Raw genomic sequence first — 20,187 nt, forward strand, 5'->3', positions numbered from 1 at the left:
TCGGGTAGATTAAGCAGTCTGTCAAGATGAAGATCCATACGGTAGAAATCAATTAGTAGTATCTCATTATACACTTTTCACCAAAAAGCCAGAAGAGCCTAAACAACCCCGTTTGTAGTGAGTGATTTAGTCCTATTTTTAAGGGCTAAAATCTTGAACGCAGCGCTCATAACTTTTATTTTATTACTCTTGAAAAAGTGCTTGGATAAGCTGCTATTTTGGTGTCAGATTATTATGTAAGCATTTTTTTTAAGTGCTGTACTCAGATCCAGGTATGTAGTTGCGCTTCAGCGCTCTTTCTTTATATCTATGAAAGAGCGCTGAAGCGCAACTACGTACCTTGAAAAATGTTCGACTATTTAATATTTTCCGAACCAACGGCCTCTGAAATTGAATTAAATCCTTTTTCTTCTAACTTTTGCAGCAAGCCTGCCAAAATTCGGCGTACCATCCAAGGCCCTTCGTAAACCCAACCTGTGTAAACTTGAATTAAACTCGCACCGGCGGCAATTTTTTCCCAAGCATCTTCGGCGGTGAAAATGCCACCTACTCCAATTATTGGTAATTCGCCTTTGGTATATTGCCAGATAAATCTGATTACTTCTGTCGATCGCACTTGCACTGGTATTCCGCTAATTCCGCCCGCTTCTTCGGCGATGGGTTTGCCTGTTTCTGGCAAGATTTGGGTTTTCAATCCGTCGCGGCGGATCGTGGTGTTGGTGGCGATAATTCCTGCTAGTTGGTAGGTTTTTGCTAAGTCGAGGATGGATGCGATCGCCTCTGGTTCCAAATCCGGCGCAATCTTGACTAAAATTGGCTTGATTCCCCGATTTTCTTGTTGCAAAGTTTCCAAAATTGTGCTAAGCCCAGCAGCATCTTGGAGCGATCGCAATCCAGGCGTATTGGGAGAGGAAACGTTGACTACAAAATAGTCGCCCCAATCTTTGAGCAGCTTAAAACTCTCCAAATAATCGGCTGCGGCCAGCTCTAACGGTGTTACCTTAGATTTACCAAGATTGATGCCCAAGGGGAAAGGAGGCTCAGGCATGGGGCGCGAGCCGTCTAATTTTAACTTTTTCTGTGCTTCCTGAAACCGGGCTGCCATTGCCGCGGCTCCTTGATTGTTAAATCCCATGCGGTTGAGGGCTGCACTGTCAGCAGACAAGCGAAACAACCGAGGTTGGGGATTTCCCGGCTGCGCTTGGGAGGTGACTGTACCGAGTTCGGCAAAGCCAAAGCCAAAATTTGCCCAAATGTCCGCAGCTACGCCATTTTTATCAAATCCTGCGGCTAAGCCGACAGGATTTTTAAAGCTCAGTCCCCACTTCGATTGTTCGAGGCGAGAATCTTGGACTCCCAAAGATTTCTGCAATCGAGAGAGCATTTGACTGGTGGCAGGATTAGACTGGGTTCGGGCTGCTATTTCTAGAACTTGAAGAGTGCGGTTGTGCAGCCACTCGGCATCGGTTTTCAATACTGAAAACAACAGCGGGCGCACACCTAATTGATAAATATCCAATGACTTGTCCTGGGGCTATTGACAAATGAGAAATCAGAAGGGAAATAAAAATAGTCAGCAGGAGACTGGAAAGGGGGAGTATCTCAGTTTTGCCTTGATAGTGCTGTCCCCGCTCGCTTGCGGTTATAACCAAGCGAGCCGGGACAGCACTATATATATACAATAAAATGCTTTTTATAAAAATGAGCTACTCCCCTGGGAAGGTGAGATTTTTACTTTTACTGCGATCGACCGGATCGACATTTTAGATTGAAGCATAATTTAGACGACTATATTATAGGTTGATTCTTTTCCATTTTAAATTTTGAAATTTTTAAGTTTGTAAGTTGAAATTGGACAAAGGTGTGGGGAATCTGGGACATGGGGCAGGAGCAAAGAGCGAAGGATTTAGACGAACAAATCGCGGGGCTGGAGCGCGTGCTCCAGACTCTCCGAGAAGAGGAGAATGTGGAAGTGCTGCTGGAGACGGCACTCGGTTATTTGCAAGCGGAATTTGACTGGCGGTTGATTTGGATCGGGTTGTACGATCGACAGGCGCACCGATTGTTAGGGAAAGGCGGCATGACTCCTAATGGCGACTTGTCTTTTCTCAAACAGCGGTTTTCCCTGACTCCGGGGGATTTGCTGGAACAAGTGGTGATTCAGCTCCGGCCCGTGGGAGTCCCGGATTTGCGATCGGAAAACAGGGCCGGAGAATGGCGCAAAGCGGCTCAAACTTACAATATTCAAGGCACGACTCTGTTTCCGTTGCGCTACAAAGACCGCTGCTACGGTGTGATTCTGCTGGGGACAGACGTGTGGGGTTCTGCGCCAAATTCGGCAGAAAAAACGCAGTTGGCGATCGTATTTGGAGCACTGGCAACTGCTCTTTATCAAATAGAAAAAGATTGGCAGCGACAACAGGTCAAACGCCCGGATGAGTCTCTGTTAGCACTGATTTCGCAGTTGCGGGAATTGCGATCGCTCGACCAATATTTGCAAGCGGTAGTCGAACAAGCCCATGAATTTATTGAGCCGACGCGCACTAATGTTTATTGGTTCGAGCGAGAGCGGCGCTATTTTTGGCGCCGAGTTAGCAACCGCCAAATTGCTCCTGGTTTGGGCCAGATCCGACCGGCTTCGGGCATTACTGTGCAAGACTTGGGCGAATTTTATCAGGCTTTAGCGGCCCAACAAATAGTTTGGATCGGTGAATCTCACAGTTCTCTGAAAACTGAGCTGACGGGGCGGTTGATGCAGCAAATTCGCGCTCGCTCTCTGTTGGCGGCGCCGATTGTTTTGGAAGGGGAATTGTTGGGATTTTTGGCAGTGGAAGCTGGCGAGCCGCGGATTTGGCAAGACAATGAAAAACAGTACCTGCGGGGAGCGGCGCAATTAGTGGCTCTGACGGCTCCTCTGTCGGAAATGGAGGAGAGGATTGAGCAAACACAGCTCGATCGAGATTTAACTGCCGGCATCGCTCGCGCCATCTACAGCGATGCTGACTGGGAGGCGACTTTGAAAAATACGGCGGAGCAGTTGTGCTCTCGGCTCAAGTGCGAATACTTTTTGCTGTTGTTGTACAGGGAAGAACAAAATCGCTTTGAAATTGTCTCCCAAAATCTGCCCCGCAACCGCAGACAAGTACCGTCGCCACTCAACGCCCTTGATGTGGCTGATGTGGGGCTGGTGCAAGAAAGCGCGGAACCTCTGGCGATCGAAAATTGGGAGGAAGACGGGCGGTTGGGCGCTTGGCGGGAAGTGCTGGCGGAAGCGGGGGTGCGATCGCTTTTGGCATCGAGCACTCGCACAAAACAGTCCGAGGGAGAAAACCCCAGTCGAAAATCGAAAATCGAAAATCGAAAATCGATCGAGGGTTTGCTGGTTGTCGGGCACAGCGCAACTCGCACTTGGAGGCGATCGGAGCGAGAATTAGTTCGAGTAGTCAGCCAACAGTTAGGATTGATTCTGCACTCCTGGCAGCAGAGTTCGGAAATTGACAAATATCAGGAATTTGAGCGATCGATCAAATCGGGTTTGGCGCTGTTGCAGCATTCGGGCGAGCCACAATCTCCACAACAGAAATCTGTTGCTTCGCCGAATATGTTCCCAGAGTTGCCGCTGCAAAAGCTCGATCGTCATTTTGCCGAACACGTTTCCCAGACAATTGCCTGTCCTTTAGTGGCAGTAATTACTTGGAATCCAGGCTACGAGGCAGCTTCAATCTCCGCCGCAGTAGCTGCCAATCCCGTATTTGCCCTGAATCCCGAGGCGCTGATTCCTGTCCAAACAGACGCTTTGATCCAACAAACCCTGGCGGCAGGAGGCGTGCTGCAACAGAGTATGAGCCAAGTGCTGCTGGCGACAAAGCGGTGGCTGCGGAGTCCAGGAATTGGCGAAATTATGACAGTGGCGCTGCGGAGTGCCCCAGAACACGCTCCCTTGGGCATTGTGGTGGTGGCGGACGCTCCGGGCCGCCAGTGGTCGGAGTTGTCGGTGAATTTGCTGAGTTCGATGGCATCTCAGTTGGCTTGGCGGCGCAGGTATGTGGCAGTGCAATCGGCGCAGGAGTCGCAGCGATTGGATCTGGAGATGCTCAACTGGTACAAGCAGCGCCGTTTCGAGGATTTTTACCGCACTGTGGCAGCGGGCCTCAAGGAGTTGGGAGAGTTGAGCCAGTCGATTTTGCAGTCGGCGAAGGAACAAAAAGATGCTCTGAAAACCTTGCGCTACCAACAGGTTTTGCGGCAAATTGGCAATGCTTTGGGGTCAATTCATTTGGTGCTGAAACAGGAACAGTGGCGGCCGCAATTCGGACAAGATGCGGTTCCTGTGAGCGCTTGGCTGAGGCGATCGCTCGATCGCACGGCCCCCCTGGTCAAACAGTCGGGAATCTTGCTGGAAGTGAACAGAGAGACCGCTGTGTCGCTGCCTGCGGGTAAGACTTTGGGAGTTCGCGGAGATAGCATCAAGCTGGATTTGATCCTGTGCGAGTTGCTGGCGATGGCTTGCAGGCGTTCTGGAGCTGGCGATAAGATTGAGATTCGCTCTCAACTTTTGGGGGAAGAATGGCTAGAATTATCTGTGATTGATAGTGGCGAGTGCGATCGACAGTTACTTGCCGGCTTCAACGGCGGTTTCCACGGCGATATATTGGCCGTTACGTCAAATAGGTCGATCGGGCAAAATCTCTTAATTTGTCAGCGAGCGGTACGTTTAATGGGGGGAGACTTTTCCTTAGAAATCTTAGAAAATAACTTAATTGTCGCCCGCTTAGTCCTACCTCTAGCAGGTTCGTAGTCAGGACTTCAGTCCTTCTTCCAGGTTCGTAGTGAGGACTTCAGTCCGCATCCATAAATCTCAACTTAAATCCTCACCACTAAAACCTGCATCAAGAAATGGATGATTAACATCCAAACTATTGAAAACCCTCTGCTTAAACCGAAGGACTAGCAGTTTCCACCACATCAGAACTAGGGAAAAACTTGTCAGTAATCCAAGCAGTTAAAATATGAGAAAGCAATCCCATCGGCCCAGCAAACAAACACAAAGCCAAAGAATGAACAGTCCAAACACCCGTCCGTTGTCCTTCCAAATAAATCCAGCGTCCCACAAACAAATCCATCACTAAAAAATGAATCCATCCCGTAGCAGCAGCCGTTTCCTCCCCCAGAAACTTAGCAATATCTGCTAACTTAGGATTGGACAAAGCAGCCGCATTTTCTGGAGTCAGACTGCTACCAAACAAATATATGTACAAGACGGCGAGCACGGCAAACGGAATAAAGGAATTCATCACTTTGCGGGTGATTCCCCAGTTGGGCAATAAAATCATAATTGCCCAGAAAGGCAAAACGAAGACATTACCTACATCGAAAATTAGTTCTGGCGTCATAGTCGGCTGTTGGCTCCTGTAAATGAATGCAATAAACGATGTTAAGATTACTTTACACAATTTTTGCTAACATTTCTCAAAATCCGCAAAAATCCGATTCACAAATTAGACATAATTGCTAGATTTACGGGAAATGTAAGATTTACACGTGCAGGTACAGGTATGTAGTTGCGCTTGAGCGCTCTTTCATATAATAAAGAAAGAGCGCTCAAGCGCAACTACGTACCTTAAGAACTAACAGGTAAAACCTATGACAACAAATTATAATAACTTTCCCGATTGGTGTAAGCACAAAGATAATCTCTCTCCCGGCGCGAAACATACCGTAGAAATACTGTTGCAAATATCAGATACTACCGAGTGCGATCGAGCTAACGAAGTGCTTGCTAATACAACAGAAATAAATCTTAAACTTGCTCAACTTACCGATATCAGTCCCCTGTCATCTTTCACTCAACTTACTAATCTAAATCTTAGTAGCAATCAAATATCTGACCTCGCTCCCCTGAAATCTTTAACCAACCTGAAAACTCTGATAATAGATGTCAATCAAATATCAGACATCAGTCCGCTTTTATCTCTAACAAATCTGACTAAACTCGTTCTCGATACCAATCAAATATCAGACATCAGTCCCCTGGCGCGTCTAACTAATCTTGTCGAACTTGTCTTGTTTGATAACAAAATTTCTGACATCAGTCCCGTGAAAACTTTAACCAACTTAAAGGCGCTGATTCTGTACAAAAATCAAATATCAGATATCGCTCCTCTGTCAAATTTAACTGAACTTCAGACACTCTACCTTTACAAAAATCAAATATCGGATATCAGTCCGCTGGCTGCTTTGAAAAATCTCACTACGCTGTTTCTATTCGAGAATCAAATATCGGACTTAACTCCGCTGAAAGCTTTGACTAAATTAAATAAACTGGTTTTGTTTGAAAATAAAATATCTGATGTTAGTCCTTTGGCAGGTTTGACTAATTTAGTTGAGCTGAACCTTGGCAACAATCAAATTTCAGACATTACTCCGCTGAAATCATTAACTAATTTGACTCAACTTTATTTGTTCAATAATCCGATTGCTGATATCAGCGCGGTGCAAGCTTTGAATAATTTGTTTGTACTCGACTTGTACAACAATCAAATCTCCGATATCAGTCCACTGCAATCTTTGCAAAAGCTAACGACGCTTGACTTGCGCGGAAATTCGATTGTAAATAAGATTTGCCCGGTGACTCCTGAATCAATCTGTCGGTTTTAATTGTTAAGGCGGTGGCGAAATCTGGGTGGGTATGATAAGCTATCGAACGTCGGTATCAGGAGAAAGTTATGAGCGGACATGATGCTTTGATGTTAGGAATGCTGCTGTTGCCCGGTTTGGCTTTGTCGATCGCAGTTATGGGCGCTTTTGCCGCTGGTGGATAAAGTGTTCGTAGTGAGAACTTTAGTCCTATTTAAAATTATAAGAGGACTAAAGTCCTTACTACGAACCTGTGGCGGCTGGGTTTACAAAAATTGTGCTGTGATGTCGGAATTGACTAGGGTATTCGCGCACAAAATACCCGATGCTGCGACGGCGGGAACCCCGATTCCGGGCATGGTGCTGTCTCCCACTCGATACAAGCCTTTGACTGGGGTTTGCGGCCCCGGAAAGGTGCCTTTGCCGGCGGCGATTGCAGGCCCGTAGGTTCCTTGATAGCGGTGCAAAAATCGGGCGTGGGTTAGCGGTGTGCCGATCGACTCCAGGACTATTCGCGATCGCAAATCCGGTATAATTTTTTCTAAAGCTTTGAACAGAGATTGCGATCGCTCTTGTTTCCTTTCCTGATAACCGCCGCCATACTCCCAGCCTGCGTAAGGTTCCAATGTATAGGCGTGAATCGCGTGATGTCCCGGCGGTGCAAGAGTTGCATCCCACACAGTCGGAATCGAAATCATGCAGGTATTTCCGGGTACTGTAATGTCAACCTTGCTGTCATGAACGACGACGTGGTGGCCGGTCAAGCCTTCGATTCCTTCGGCTTTAATGCCTAAATGCAGGTGCATGAAACTGTCTACGGCGGGCATCGATAAGGCAGTTTTTCGGTAACTTTCCGGCAAATCTTCAGGGCGCAGTAATTTTGTATAAGTATCCCAAACTGTAGCATTTGAAATCACAATTGGGGCGCGGATAATTTCGCCATTTTGCAAGCGAACTCCCGTAGTTTTACCAGATTCAACTAATATTTGCTCGACTGGTGTTCCCAATCGCAATTTTCCACCCCAGCGCTGCAAGCCTCGAACTAAAGCATCGACGATCGCACCGCTGCCACCTACAGGATACTCGATCGCCGATCGCGATCGTTCGCCAATCATAAAAGCGATCTCTGGCGCGACGGTTCCATGCGCTTTCAAGCCCGATAGCAAGAAGCACTCCAAATCGATCAAACGCCTCACCCAAGGATCTTGCACGTCCCTATCCATTAATGTACCAGCCGAACTGGCGATCGCACCTAATGACGGCAAAAGCTTCAGCAAAGCAGGCGAGTAGCGAGACAGCAACACGGGTATCAACTGCCAGTCGGATCTCAGTGCTAAAGCCGGAATTCCCCGCAAACCTTCATACAAAACTAATAAATTTTGTTGAAATTGCTGCAATTCTATAGCGCCTTGCGGTGCGAATTTAGCTACAGCATCTAAGTAATTTCTCGCATCAGCATAAACTGGCAAACTTCCCTCAGGAAAATGGTAATGCCCCAGGGGATCGTAGGCAATAGCTGCGATCGATTCCTCCAAAATATTCAAGACTTGCCGCAAAGGATTCAGCGACTGGGGGTCACTCAAACCGCAATAAAAAGAAGGCCCCGAATCAAAATGAAATCCCCGGCGCGAAAAGCTGTGAGCAGCCCCCCCCGCTATGGTGTGGCTCTCGCAGACGAGTACCCCTTTGCCGTAGCGAGCCAGCATCGCACCCGCCACTAAGCCGCCAATACCGCTGCCAATTACGATCGCATCAAAGTCTTGCATTTATCAAATGTGGTATGATTTTATTATTTATCGCTGACTCTTGACTCGCCCAAAAACGGGTACAAGTCCCCGACTTAAGTCGTGGAGATACTAAGATTTTACACTCCTGTTCGGGTTCCTTTGATTCAATGTGAGAGTAAATCTAAAATCTAAAATCTAAAATCTAAAATCTAAAATCGACTAATAGGGTATTTTTTGGGAGAGGAAAACTATGCAATCTTTATCTATTTTAGATGAAGTTGTTCGCGAATTTGAACAAGATCTCAATCTTTCGCGCATTAAAAAAATCATATTTTTTGCTTGTAAAGAAAGTTGGGAAAACGATCCGGCAAAACTCGCCAGCGCAGATGTAGGAAAGTTGATCGAAGAAATCTGTGCTAAATACAGCAGGTTAGAAGATATTGAAACAGTTTTAAACAATATCGTTGCCAAGGTTAACAAAAAAACCGAGTACGCCTTAGTCGCAGATAAAATCGTCTGCCAACTGAGCAGGCTTTACGAGTACCAAGATTTTACCAAATTAGAAACAAATATATCTAATTTTGGTGGTCACGAAGCACCTGCATTTGATGACCACTTCAATTCGCAACTGCCCGCAGGAGAGTCGCTAGAAAGAGACGCCGGAAATTTGTTTGATGTCCGACAAAAAATTGTACAGCAAACCAATCCGCTGAGAGCAAAAATCCTCATTTTTTCTACTCTTTATCACGACTTCACTTTTAGCGAGCGCGATTGGCTGCTGCTTAAAACCCAAGAACTTGACAAGCTGCTGCGACAACTATTTAATGTCTGTGGCAGCCTGGCCGAACTCGAATCTAATTTGTACGGAACTGCGGGCAAACTCGACAACACCGACGAATGCGACCAAGCAGCTAGCGTAATCATCAAAGCAATGAATCCTTGTTACGCAAAATTGCAACAGGAAGAACGCGATATAGCCGAAGATTCGGTTAGCGAAGATTCGTCTACCGAAGACTACGATCAGACGCATTTAAACAACAGTTTTTATGAAGATATTGTCCCGGTTGACAGGCGCAACGAATATTTTGAACCTGGGGATATTACTCAGATCATTCAAGCTGCTCCGGCTCACTATCATTATGACCCCCAGAAGAGTTACTTAGTGCCTGCTCCGGTAGAAAATATACAGTTTAAAGACTCAAAAACCAGCAGCAATAATGCCACTGCTGATGTCAGACAGGAATTGGTAGAAACAGACGAAGTTGCAGAAATGCCGACCATTGTCGAAAGTGTAGAACCAGCCGCTCCTGTTACTATCAATATTACCGATTCCATCAAACGCAAGTTGGGATTGGAAGAGGAAATGAAAGGCTTAGTCAGCCAAAGTGCTAACTTCACAACGGCGCAAATAGAACAAATATTCAGCGACTTAGAAGCTGCTATGAACGGAAAATTTTCTACAGAAAGTGCCGAGGAGCGTTTGTATTGGAAATATAAAAATCTCAGAAATTATGTAGCAAAAGTTCAGGGATTTACTGACAAATTAATGGAAATGCTGAGCGAAGTTGAGTCAAAAGAAAGCGGGGGTTCTCCTGCTGAAATCCAGGAGAATATTGCCGAAAATAGTTCAGCAACAGAGCCACAAAACTCTAGCCACAAACCAAATCAGTATCAGCTTGTGGAAATGGCAAAACAAGGCAAACCAAAGGCGATCGCCATTTTGATCAATCAATTGCTACAACCCAGGGGAATTACTGCCACAGCGGGATTTAAAGAGGGTTGGCTCCACGTCATTCTGGAGTCTGCCGAAGTCCCAAGCCAACAGGATACAGCTACATACATTTACAAAAAACTGGGTACTTTAAAATCACCATCTCTGACTCATGTAAAAATTCACGGGCGTCAGTTAGGCAACAAAACAGTCGATTGGACTCAAGAATTTGTGAATAAAACTAATTAAATTCCCAGATACAAATTTGGGGTTGCACAAACTTTCGTCCTTCTTTAAGAGACTATAACTACCATCAATCTCTAAATAGCAAGTAGAGTTTCTCAATAATTAACAACAAAACAACATGAATGCTAGCGAAATTTTAAGGCGATATACATCAGGAGAACTTGATTTTCAAGGTATGAATCTGAGAGGCGTTCATCTGAGCGGTGCAGATTTAATTGGCGTCAATTTAAGCAGTGCTGATCTCTGGGGTGCCAACTTAACGATGTCATACCTGAACAGAATTAACCTTCAGCGCGCCAATTTAACTAATGCCAAGTTTTCGGGTGCTAACTTAAATCAGGCAAACTTAAGCGGAGCAAATTTGTCTGATTCCGACTTCCACGGAGCTAGTTTGCAAGGTGTAGATTTTCGCAAAGCCAACATTTCTTTGGCAGTTTTTATCGATGCAAATTTGACTGATGCAGATATGCGAGGCGTCAATTTGCAAGGTGCAGATTTACGCGGTGCTTGCTTGCGTGGTGCGAATTTCCGGAAGGAACAGCGGATTTTTGAGGGTGTAAATTTACGCGGTGCAAATTTGCAAGGTGCAGATTTGCGGGGTGTCAATTTGCTGGGTGCAGATTTGACTAAAGCTAATCTCAGTCAAGCGAATTTGACTGAAGCATCTCTGCGGGAAGCAAATTTGACTCAGGCAAATTTGAACCAAGCTATTTTAGATGGCACATTTTTAACTGAAGCAACTTTGGTAGAAACAAATTTTTCCTGGGCTGTGATGACAAATGCTAAGTTGGAAAGAGCTGTGTTAATTGATGCTGAATTGGCTGGTGCTAATTTGCGCGGTGCGTTTCTTCCTGATGCTAAGTTGAGTAATGCTAATTTGGTGATGGCTGATTTGAGTCGTGCTAATTTGGTGCGGGCTGATTTGAGTCGTGCTAATTTTAATCAAGCGAATTTGAGTGAAGCTGATTTGACTGATGCTTATCTGGCTCGAACTGATGTGCGGGATGCTATTTTGCACCGTACAAGTTTGATTAGGGCTGATTTGAGCACGGCTAATTTAGCGGGCGCTCAATTCCGCGGCACGATTATGCCTAATGGAGAATTGCACGGTTAGGAATTGGTAGTTGTTAGGTACGTAGTTGCGCTTGGGCGCTCTTTATTTCTTTATATATGAAAGAGCACAGGAATTAGGTACGTAGTTGCGCTTCAGCGCTCTTTCTTTATATAAGCAAAGAGCGCTGAAGCGCAACTACATACCTGGAAATTCTATAATCAATCTATATTCTAAAATCTACAATCAAATGGCAACACCAGTTGATTTTCCTAAATATCTGCAATCCCTAATTAAGTCCTATGAAAGCCAACCGGATCTCTACACGCTGACAGATTTACAGGTGGAGGTGCGGGTGGAAATTTCACCGGAAGATCGATCGCCCCAAACCCCAAAAAATCAACCAAAAACGAAAATAGTTCGCCTGGAAGTGCTCGCAGGAATCCGCAAATACCTGCGCGACGGAAATGTGCTGCTAGCGGGTAAGCCAGGTTCGGGAAAATCGACGGTTTTGCAGCGTTTTCGGTGGGAATTGGCACGGGAAGCACTCAAGGATGGTGGCCCGATTCCGATATTAGTGCAGTTGAGGAGCGATCGCTCGATCGTACAAGCAATCTGTGCCGAATTTCGACAAGCAAAACTCAGGGTTAGCCCGGAAGACGTGGATGATTTACTGCTGGATGGCAAGTTGCTGCTGTTGCTGGATGGCGTGAATGAGATGCCATCGCCACAACGGCGGGATGAATTCCAGCTATTTCGCGACGACAATTCCGATACGCGGATGATTTTCACGACGCGGGATTTGGCGCTTGGCGGATCTTTGGGAATTGAGAAACAACTGGAGATGTGCGCGCTGACGAAACCGCAGATGGAAGAGTTTGTGCACAAACATTTGCCACAACATGGGGATTCGCTGCTGCGACAATTGCGCGATCGCCTGCGAGAAATTGCGGAAACGCCGTTGCTGCTGTGGATGATGTGTGAAGTATTTGAACCTACCCTGAAAATTCCTCAGAGTAAGGGCGAATTGTTTGATCAATTCCATTACAAGTACGAAAAGTTTAAGGGCAATATCCCAGTTTCGGAGGATTCTCGGCGCTTCAAATCAGAGCTTTTGCAGCAGTTGGCTTTTGTGATGTTGCAGGGCGATTTGCAGCAGCCTACGGAGGGTTTTGTGGCGATTTCTCGCGATCGGGCTGAGGGAATTTTGGAGCGCTGGTTGCATCATAGAGGGGTGCTGGATGCGCCAACCAAGGCGAAAGAATGGCTAGAGGATTTGCTGGAACATCATCTGTTGCAGGTGGCGGCAAAGCCAGAGGAAATTGAGTTTCATCACCAATTATTTCAGGAGTATTATGCGGGGCGGGCGTTGCTGAAACTGTTGGTTGAGAAGCATGATGATGTGACGGATGATGAGCGGTTACAGCATTTCTATTTAAATTATTTTAAATGGACGGAGCCTCTGGCGTTCATGCTGTCGTTGTTGGCGGATGAGGATCGGGCGGTGCGGGTGGTGCGGCTGGCTTTGGATGTGGATGTGATGTTGGGGGCGCGGCTGGCGGGGGAGGTGAAGCGTGAGTTTCAGAAGCGCGCGGTTGGGTTGGTGGATGGGTTGGATGTGCCGGGGTGGTTGAAGGTTGCGCTTTTGGGGGAAGTGCGATCGGATGCGGCGATTCCGGGATTGCTGAAACTCCTTGAACATTCAGACTGGAAAGTGCGATCTCATGTCGCATATGCGTTAGGTAAAATTGGTTCTGAGATTGCGATTACTGGCTTACTTAAACTTGTTAAAGATTCAGATCATGATGTGCGTAAAAATGCAGTAAGTGCGTTAGAAAAAATTGATACTGAGGCGGCAATTTATGGCTTACTTAAATTCGCTAAAGATTCTGACTCTGATGTTCGTAGTAAGGCGGCAGATGCTTTAGGTAAAATTAGTTCTAAAGCGGCAATTCCTGAATTACTTAAACTAATTAAAGATTCAGATTTTGATGTGCAAAGGAGTGCGGCAGATGCACTAAGTGAAATTGGTTCTGACGAGGCGATTTCTGGTTTACTTAAATTAGTTACAAACTCAGATTCTGATGTGGCTTGGATTGCAGCAGATGTGTTAGGTGAAATTGGTTCTGAGGCTGCTACTATAGGCTTACTTAAATTACTTAAACATTCAGACACTAATGTACGATCAAGCGTGGCATATGCGTTAGGCGAAATCGGTTCTGACGATGCAATTTTGGGCTTAGTCCAACTCGTTCAAGATTCAGATCCAGATGTGCGTTGGATGGTAGCAGATGCGTTATGCGAAATTGGATCAGAGGAAACAATTCCTGGCTTAATTAAACTCCTTCAAGATTTAGATCCGAATGTGCGTGAGATGGCAGCAGATGCGTTAGGTAAAATCGGTTATGAGGCCGAGGCGGCGATTCCTGACTTAATTAAACTCCTTGAAGATTCAGAACCTGATGTGTGTTGGACAGCAGCAGATGCGTTAGGTGAAATCAGTTCCGAAGAGGCGATTCCTGGTTTACTTAAACTCGTCAAACATTCAGACCCGGATGTACGATTAAATGTAATATATGCGTTAGAAAAAATCGGCTCCGAAGAGTCCATTCCGGGCTTACTTCAACTCGTTGAAGATTCAGATACGGATGTACGTTTGATGGCGGGAGATGCGTTAGAAAATATCTGTTATGAGTCGGCAATTTTTAAATTAATTGAACTCGCTGAAGATTCAAGCTCTTATCTGCCTTTGAGTGTGGTAGATATCTTAGGAAAAATCGGTTCTGATCCGACGATTCCGGGATTATTTGAACTTCTTGAAGATCCAGACTCTGATGTGCGAGCGAGTGCGGCAGATGCGATCGCCAATATCGCTAAGCAGCACGCAGAGAAAGTCGTCCCCCATCTCCCCCACCTCCTCACCTTAATTCTCCCCAAATCCGGCAAAGAAGTTCACCGCCTCATCCTCGCCATCCAAGCCGCCTGCAAATACTACAACTACTCGATTCGTCAGTTGTCCCTAACACCGGAAATTGGCAAGCATCCGGCGAATGCTTCTGCTAGCATATACAACATACAATCTGTCGAGAAACTTATGTCAAACGAACCACCTATCTTCAACCAACAAAATGCCACCATCGGCGTTAACTATGCCGCTGAAAACAGCAATCCCAAGATTATTCAAAAAGTCGAAGCCGCCCAGGAATCCTCTCCTGAAGCTGCACTGAATGCAGTGGTGCAAATCATTCAGGCATTAGAAAAAAAGTATACCTACGTGCAAGACGAACAACAAGCACGTCATATTATTGATGCAGAATTTAAGGAAATCAAAGAGCAAAAACCCATCGAGTGGCAAAACCTAATCAGCCTCAAACGGCTTTACAATGGTGGCAAAAATGCAGCAGTGAAAGTTGGTGAACACTTCGCCGAATCAAACCCCTGGGGTAAAGGAATTGTTGCTTTCATTGAAGGCGTATCCGAAGACGTGAATTAGCCCTAGGAATTACGCACGGGAGCTCAGAAACCGGGTTTTTTACGAAGATACTTCGTTGTTATGCAGAGATTCGGTAAAAACCCGGTTTCTCACCCCACCCGCCACTACTGTCAACTGCCAACTGCCAACTGACTAATGACTCCTTAAAACAACTTTAGCCGATCGCGCAAAATCTCAGCTTGTTTTTCCGATTCCGCCAAAGCATCCCTCGCGCCCTGAACCACATCAGGAGTAGCCTTATCCACAAACTTCTGATTAGTCAAACGCGCCGCCGTATGCTTAATTTCAGCTTCCACCTTGGCCAGTTTCTTCTCCAACTTACCGCGCAAAGCCGCTAAATCGACCACACCAGCCAAAGGAATCAAGACTTGGACAGTACCAACAACCCCAGCAATTGTCTGTCCCAAATCTGCATCTAAACTAGCTGTCACCGTCAGATTTTCGACTTTCGCCAAATCCTGAATGTAAACGCCTCCATCCAAGAGAATTTGGCGTTCCTTTTCATTTTCGCTTTGCAAAATCGCCGTCACCTTCACACTGGGTTTGATATCCGAATCAGCCCGCAAATTGCGAATAGTGCGAATTGTCCCGAACAACAACTCAAACTGCTGTTCTAATTCTGGATCGATTAGCGATGTCTCCGCTTCAGGATAAGCTTGCAAAGCCAAACAATCACCATCACCCGTTTGAGTCAGAGTGTGCCAAATTTCCTCAGTAATGTGCGGCATAAAAGGATGCAGCAATTTCAGAATGCCTTCCAAAACAAAAGCAAAAGTTTGCTGTGCAACTTTCTTAGAATTTGGTTCAGCATCCTGCTGCAAGCGAGACTTGACTAACTCAATATACCAGTCGCAAAAATCGCCCCAAATAAATTCGTAAAGCCCCTTCGCTGCTTCTCCCAAACCGTAATTTTCTAAACAAGTGCGACTTTCTTGCACAACTTGATAATAGCGAGAAAGAATCCAGCGATCGCACAATTCCAAACCAGTACCTTCCACAGTAGGACTTCCCAACTGCTGCGGCGTCTGTCCTTCCAGATTCATCATCACAAACCGGGCGGCATTCCACAACTTATTCGTGAAATTCCGGGAAGTCTCAACTGATTTAGATTCATCAGTTTTGCGATCGTACTCCATGCGAATATTCTGCCCGGCCCCAATCACTTCCTTAACCAAAGTGTAGCGCAAAGCATCAGTCCCGTACTTCGCAATCAACAGCAGCGGGTCAATACCATTGTTTTTACTCTTAGACATTTTGTGGCCGTTTTCATCCAACACCAAACCGTGAATGTAAACAGTCTCAAAAGGCATCTTTCCCGTAAAATGTCCAGCCATCATCGTCATTCTAGCAACCCAGAAAAAGATGATATCAAAACCAGTCACCAAAGTAGTTGTCGGATAGTAAAAATCCAAATCCTTAGTTTCATCCGGCCAGCCCAGAGTTGAAAAAGGCCACAACCCCGACGAAAACCAAGTATCCAATACATCTGGATCTCTTACTAGCTGGACATCTGTGCCAAACTTAGCCTCCGCTTTTTCCCTCGCCTCAGCTTCAGTTTTCGCCACCACAAACGGCGTTGTATCAGTAATCTCGCCGTGAGTTTCGCTAACAGCATACCAAGCCGGGATTTGATGTCCCCACCACAATTGTCTGGAGATACACCAATCTTTTAGCTTCACCAACCAATCGCGATAAACCTTTGTCCATCTTTCAGGAACAAAGACAGGTGAATTATTTTGATCTAAGGCTTCCAAAGCGCGCTGAGACAGAGGATCGATTTTCACAAACCATTGAGTAGATAGCAACGGTTCGACAGGAACTTTGCCGCGTTCGCTGTAGGGAACTGTATGTTTGTAATCTTCAATTTTTACCAAAACTCCGTCTGTTTCTAACCGCTTTATCACATTCTTGCGGGCAACAAATCGGTCTTGTCCCTGGAACTCTCCGGCATTTTCATTTAAAGTGCCGTCTTTATTCATGATATTGATAAACGGCAAATTGTGGCGCTTACCCATCTCAAAGTCATTCAGATCGTGGGCGGGAGTCACCTTGACACAACCTGTTCCGAAAGTCGCGTCAACTAATTCATCGGCAAAAATTGGAATTTCGCGATTTATAATTGGCAAAGTGACAGTTTTACCGATAAGATGCTTATAGCGATCGTCCTCTGGATTCACAGCAACGCCAGTATCGCCCAACATCGTCTCCGGCCGAGTCGTCGCCACCTCCAAATAACCCGAACCATCCGTCAAAGGATAGCGGAAATGCCACAAATGCCCCTCAACTTCCTGCTGGTCAACCTCCAAATCAGACACAGCAGACTGACTCGCCGGACACCAATTCACCAAGTAATTGCCGCGATAAATCAGCCCCTCATCGTAGAGGCGGACAAAAGCTTCTAAAACCGCAGCGGATAAGCCTTCATCCATCGTAAAGCGTTCCCGCGACCAATCGACAGACACGCCCAAACTGCGTAATTGATTAGTAATAGTATTGCCAGACTCAGCTTTCCATTCCCAAGCCCGTTCTAGGAATTTTTCTCGACCTAAATCGTGGCGAGTTTTGCCTTGTGCTTTGAGTTGTTTTTCGAGAATAGTTTGAACTGCGATACTAGCATGATCCGTTCCCGGCAACCACAGGGTATTGCGTCCAGTCATGCGGTGATAGCGGACGAGGACATCAATTAGGGTTTCTTCAAAGGCGTGTCCCATGTGGAGGCTGCCGGTCACGTTGGGCGGCGGAATGACGACGCAGTAGGGTTCGCCGCCGCCTTCTGGGTCAGCTTTGAAGGTTTGGTTGTCTTCCCAGTATTTTTGCCATTTGGTTTCGGTGGCTTTGGGGTCGTATTGGGGTGGTAGGTTTCCGGTCATGGTGGCTTGAAGGTTTGATCTTATTTATGATTGTGCCATAGCGGGGGGAAGAGAAGAGTTTTTAACCGCAGAGGGCGCAGAGGGCGCAGAGGGAAGAGTGTTGCGAGGGTTTTGGGTTATTATTTTGATATTGGTTTGAGAAGAGGATAGAAGAGTGTTGGAAGAGAATCTGAATGAGTTGACTTATGCTGTGATTGGGGCGGCGATGGAGGTTCACAAGGAGTTGGGGCCGGGGTTTTTGGAAGCGGTATATGAGAATTCGTTGCGTGAAGAACTCGCTCTCCGGGGAATTCCTTTTGACCCTCAACCGACAGTGAATGTATTTTACAAGGGTGTTGTCGTTGGGGAAGGCAGATACGATATGCTGGTTGCCAACACTCTCATTGTGGAATTAAAGTCAGTCCAAACTATACTTCCTATCCATGAAGCTCAAGTTATATCCTACCTCAAAATGACAGGTCATCCTCTCGCCCTTCTCATCAACTTCAATGTCCGCTTTTTAAAAGAAGGAATCCGCCGTATCATCCTATCGTAAAAAAACCTCTCATCCCTTCCCTCTCTGCGCTCTCTGCGCTCTCTGTGGTAAAATCCTCTTAAGATTTATTTCACTTCTTTATAATCCACGCATCCAGAGAAGAGTTTTTAACCGCAGAGGGCGCAGAGGACGCAGAGGGAAGAGTGTTCCGAGGGTTTTTGATGTCGTAAAAAAACCTCTCATCCCTTCCCTCTCTGCGCTCTCTGCGCTCTCTGTGGTAAAATCCTCTTAAGATTTATTTCACCTCTTTATAATCCACGCCATAACTCGTATCTCTCCCCGACAAATAAGTAGTTTTCCCCGTTAAAGTCTCCAAAGTTTCCCTTGTTTTACTCGAAGTAATCGTATTTAGCGGCACTCCCAACTTGCTAGCCAAACCCGCCGCCACGCCCACGCCTTGTCCTTGATAAATATTCACCGTCGCAATTCGCCCGACTGATACCGCCATCCCGACATAACCGGACGATCGCCCTACGATCGCCAAATTACTCACTTTACTCGCCAAAGCGCTCTCTATCCCAAAATTATAGGTCGGCAGCGGCGGAATTCTCGATTCCAAATCCTTGACTCCCCCCCGCAAGTCGAAATCATAGGAAAAACTGCCGATCGACTTGGAGGGCTCTGTTCCTCCTTTGATAATCTCTTTCCCACTTAGCGGCGCCACCACATCCCGAACATTCAAAGTTTGTCTGATATAAATCTCTTCCGGGATAAATACTCTCACATCTTTACCAGATTTTTTTTGCAGCCATTCTTGGAGATGTGACATTTCTTTCACCATCTCAGCATTCGGTTTTCTGCCGTTAGCTTCCATCTTCATCAATTCATCAACTTGATATTTAAATAAAAACCCGTTCCACGACAGCGAATTATCTTTATAAACGCAAACATTGGCTTTGTCAAAGAAGAATCCTTTATCTTGAGTAAAGGGCAAGTTCCTGTCTACGTGATATGCCGCACCTAGGGCTACGCTTCTGATGTTGTAGCCGTCTCGATATGCCTGATAAATCGGACTCAAGAAATTCCTCATCCAGAATTCTGTACTCGCCGGATCTTTATATTTGGTAATGCTTGCTTTGATTTTTTCGACTAAAGGCGTGTCGTAGAGAATGTCATCTTCTATTTTGCGGAAGTCTGCCATCGTTAGCCCCGTAATTGTCGGCACTACAGATACTGCTAAAGTTTCATTTTTGGATTTAATATTTTGCGATTCATATCCTGTATAATAAGATAATCCGGCTTTTCTTGCCAGTTCCGCGTCTTGAGTTACGTCAATAAAAGAGTTAGCTTGAATTTTAATATTGCTCTCTTTGACTTCGGCATATTCTATTTTTTTATCAACTACGTGAGGAGTCAGAGTTGAGTGGGAAATAAGTTTAACTCCGGCTTCCGAAAGCATCTCTCTCAGAGCTTTATCAGCGGTTTTTGGTTCCAAGCAAGATTCAGGAACATTCGCTTTGTCTAGGAATTCCCGGAAACATTGGGCGTAGGGTTGGCGGTACCAGTCGGGGATTTTATCTAAATCGACGTAACCTAAACCGCCGCGGGTGAGTACGCCGCCCAAAAGAGCAGTTGCGTAGTTCGATCGCACAACAGCAACTTTACCCTTTTCACCTAAAGTCTTTTTTGCCCATATAGCCGCACATATCCCCGGCACTTCATCGCCATATACTACTACATCAAACTTTTGATCCGGTGATTTGTGGGGTTCTGCTGGGGGCGGGCTGCTGGATTTTTGCCGGATAGTTTCGGTATCTGATGTGGCGCTGGCTGGGTTTCTGTGTGTGATGTCATTGGCGGCTTGTTGGAAGTGCCCAGAGTCAACTAAAATTTTTACGGCTACGAAGAAGATTGCAATGGCGGCTAATTTCTTGAAAGTAAAGGGCATTTAGTTGACTCGTTGATAATTTTGGCATAC

Annotated in this window: 11 protein-coding genes; 6 read left to right on the top strand and 5 right to left on the bottom strand. The window is 46.0% G+C overall.

Annotated elements, in window-relative coordinates; all coding sequences use genetic code 11:
- Window positions 1-355: 355 nt before the first annotated feature.
- A complete protein-coding gene (locus JGK11_RS01835) occupies window positions 356-1,519 on the bottom strand; it encodes a quinone-dependent dihydroorotate dehydrogenase (protein ID WP_293174371.1) in 1,164 nt (387 codons plus the stop codon).
- Window positions 1,520-1,879: 360 nt separating this feature from the next.
- On the opposite strand from JGK11_RS01835, the gene JGK11_RS01840 reads away from it, so the two are divergent.
- Window positions 1,880-4,798 carry a GAF domain-containing protein gene (locus tag JGK11_RS01840; RefSeq protein WP_293210364.1) on the top strand — a complete coding sequence of 973 codons (2,919 nt, stop codon included), beginning with the start codon at window positions 1,880-1,882 and terminating at the stop codon, window positions 4,796-4,798.
- 136 nt (window positions 4,799-4,934) lie between these two features.
- Here the strand turns inward: JGK11_RS01840 and JGK11_RS01845 are convergent, their stop codons facing one another.
- The gene (locus JGK11_RS01845) at window positions 4,935-5,393 is read right to left on the bottom strand and encodes an ABA4-like family protein (protein ID WP_293174365.1); all 459 of its coding nucleotides are present in this window, start codon (window positions 5,391-5,393) and stop codon (window positions 4,935-4,937) included.
- Window positions 5,394-5,643: 250 nt separating this feature from the next.
- On the opposite strand from JGK11_RS01845, the gene JGK11_RS01850 reads away from it, so the two are divergent.
- The gene (locus JGK11_RS01850; RefSeq protein ID WP_293210366.1) at window positions 5,644-6,657 is read left to right on the top strand and encodes a leucine-rich repeat domain-containing protein; all 1,014 of its coding nucleotides are present in this window, start codon (window positions 5,644-5,646) and stop codon (window positions 6,655-6,657) included.
- 245 nt (window positions 6,658-6,902) lie between these two features.
- On the opposite strand, the gene JGK11_RS01855 is transcribed toward JGK11_RS01850, so the two are convergent.
- Window positions 6,903-8,402 (bottom strand): NAD(P)/FAD-dependent oxidoreductase, encoded by a 1,500-nt coding sequence (locus JGK11_RS01855; protein ID WP_293189280.1) that lies wholly within the window; start codon window positions 8,400-8,402, stop codon window positions 6,903-6,905.
- 211 nt (window positions 8,403-8,613) lie between these two features.
- Here JGK11_RS01855 and JGK11_RS01860 point away from each other — a divergent pair, with 211 nt between their 5' ends.
- The 3 genes from JGK11_RS01860 to JGK11_RS01870 all read left to right on the top strand — a co-directional run bounded on the left by JGK11_RS01860 (window position 8,614) and on the right by JGK11_RS01870 (window position 14,864).
- Window positions 8,614-10,323 carry a hypothetical protein gene (locus JGK11_RS01860; RefSeq protein WP_293174356.1) on the top strand — a complete coding sequence of 570 codons (1,710 nt, stop codon included), beginning with the start codon at window positions 8,614-8,616 and terminating at the stop codon, window positions 10,321-10,323.
- A 115-nt stretch (window positions 10,324-10,438) separates the two neighbouring features.
- Entirely contained in the window at window positions 10,439-11,434 is a 996-nt protein-coding gene (locus JGK11_RS01865) for a pentapeptide repeat-containing protein (RefSeq protein ID WP_293210368.1), read from the top strand.
- A 187-nt stretch (window positions 11,435-11,621) separates the two neighbouring features.
- Window positions 11,622-14,864, top strand: a complete 3,243-nt coding sequence (locus JGK11_RS01870) for a HEAT repeat domain-containing protein (protein ID WP_293210370.1) — start codon at window positions 11,622-11,624, stop codon at window positions 14,862-14,864.
- Window positions 14,865-15,007: 143 nt separating this feature from the next.
- On the opposite strand, the gene JGK11_RS01875 is transcribed toward JGK11_RS01870, so the two are convergent.
- Window positions 15,008-17,734 (bottom strand): valine--tRNA ligase, encoded by a 2,727-nt coding sequence (locus tag JGK11_RS01875; RefSeq protein ID WP_293210372.1) that lies wholly within the window; start codon window positions 17,732-17,734, stop codon window positions 15,008-15,010.
- 154 nt (window positions 17,735-17,888) lie between these two features.
- On the opposite strand from JGK11_RS01875, the gene JGK11_RS01880 reads away from it, so the two are divergent.
- Window positions 17,889-18,269, top strand: a complete 381-nt coding sequence (locus JGK11_RS01880) for a GxxExxY protein (RefSeq protein ID WP_293210374.1) — start codon at window positions 17,889-17,891, stop codon at window positions 18,267-18,269.
- Window positions 18,270-18,504: 235 nt separating this feature from the next.
- On the opposite strand, the gene JGK11_RS01885 is transcribed toward JGK11_RS01880, so the two are convergent.
- A complete protein-coding gene (locus tag JGK11_RS01885; RefSeq protein ID WP_293174301.1) occupies window positions 18,505-20,157 on the bottom strand; it encodes an FAD-dependent oxidoreductase in 1,653 nt (550 codons plus the stop codon).
- Window positions 20,158-20,187 lie beyond the last annotated feature (30 nt).

It is taken from the genome of Microcoleus sp. PH2017_34_RAT_O_A (assembly GCF_020737885.1).
GTDB lineage: Bacteria > Cyanobacteriota > Cyanobacteriia > Cyanobacteriales > Microcoleaceae > Microcoleus.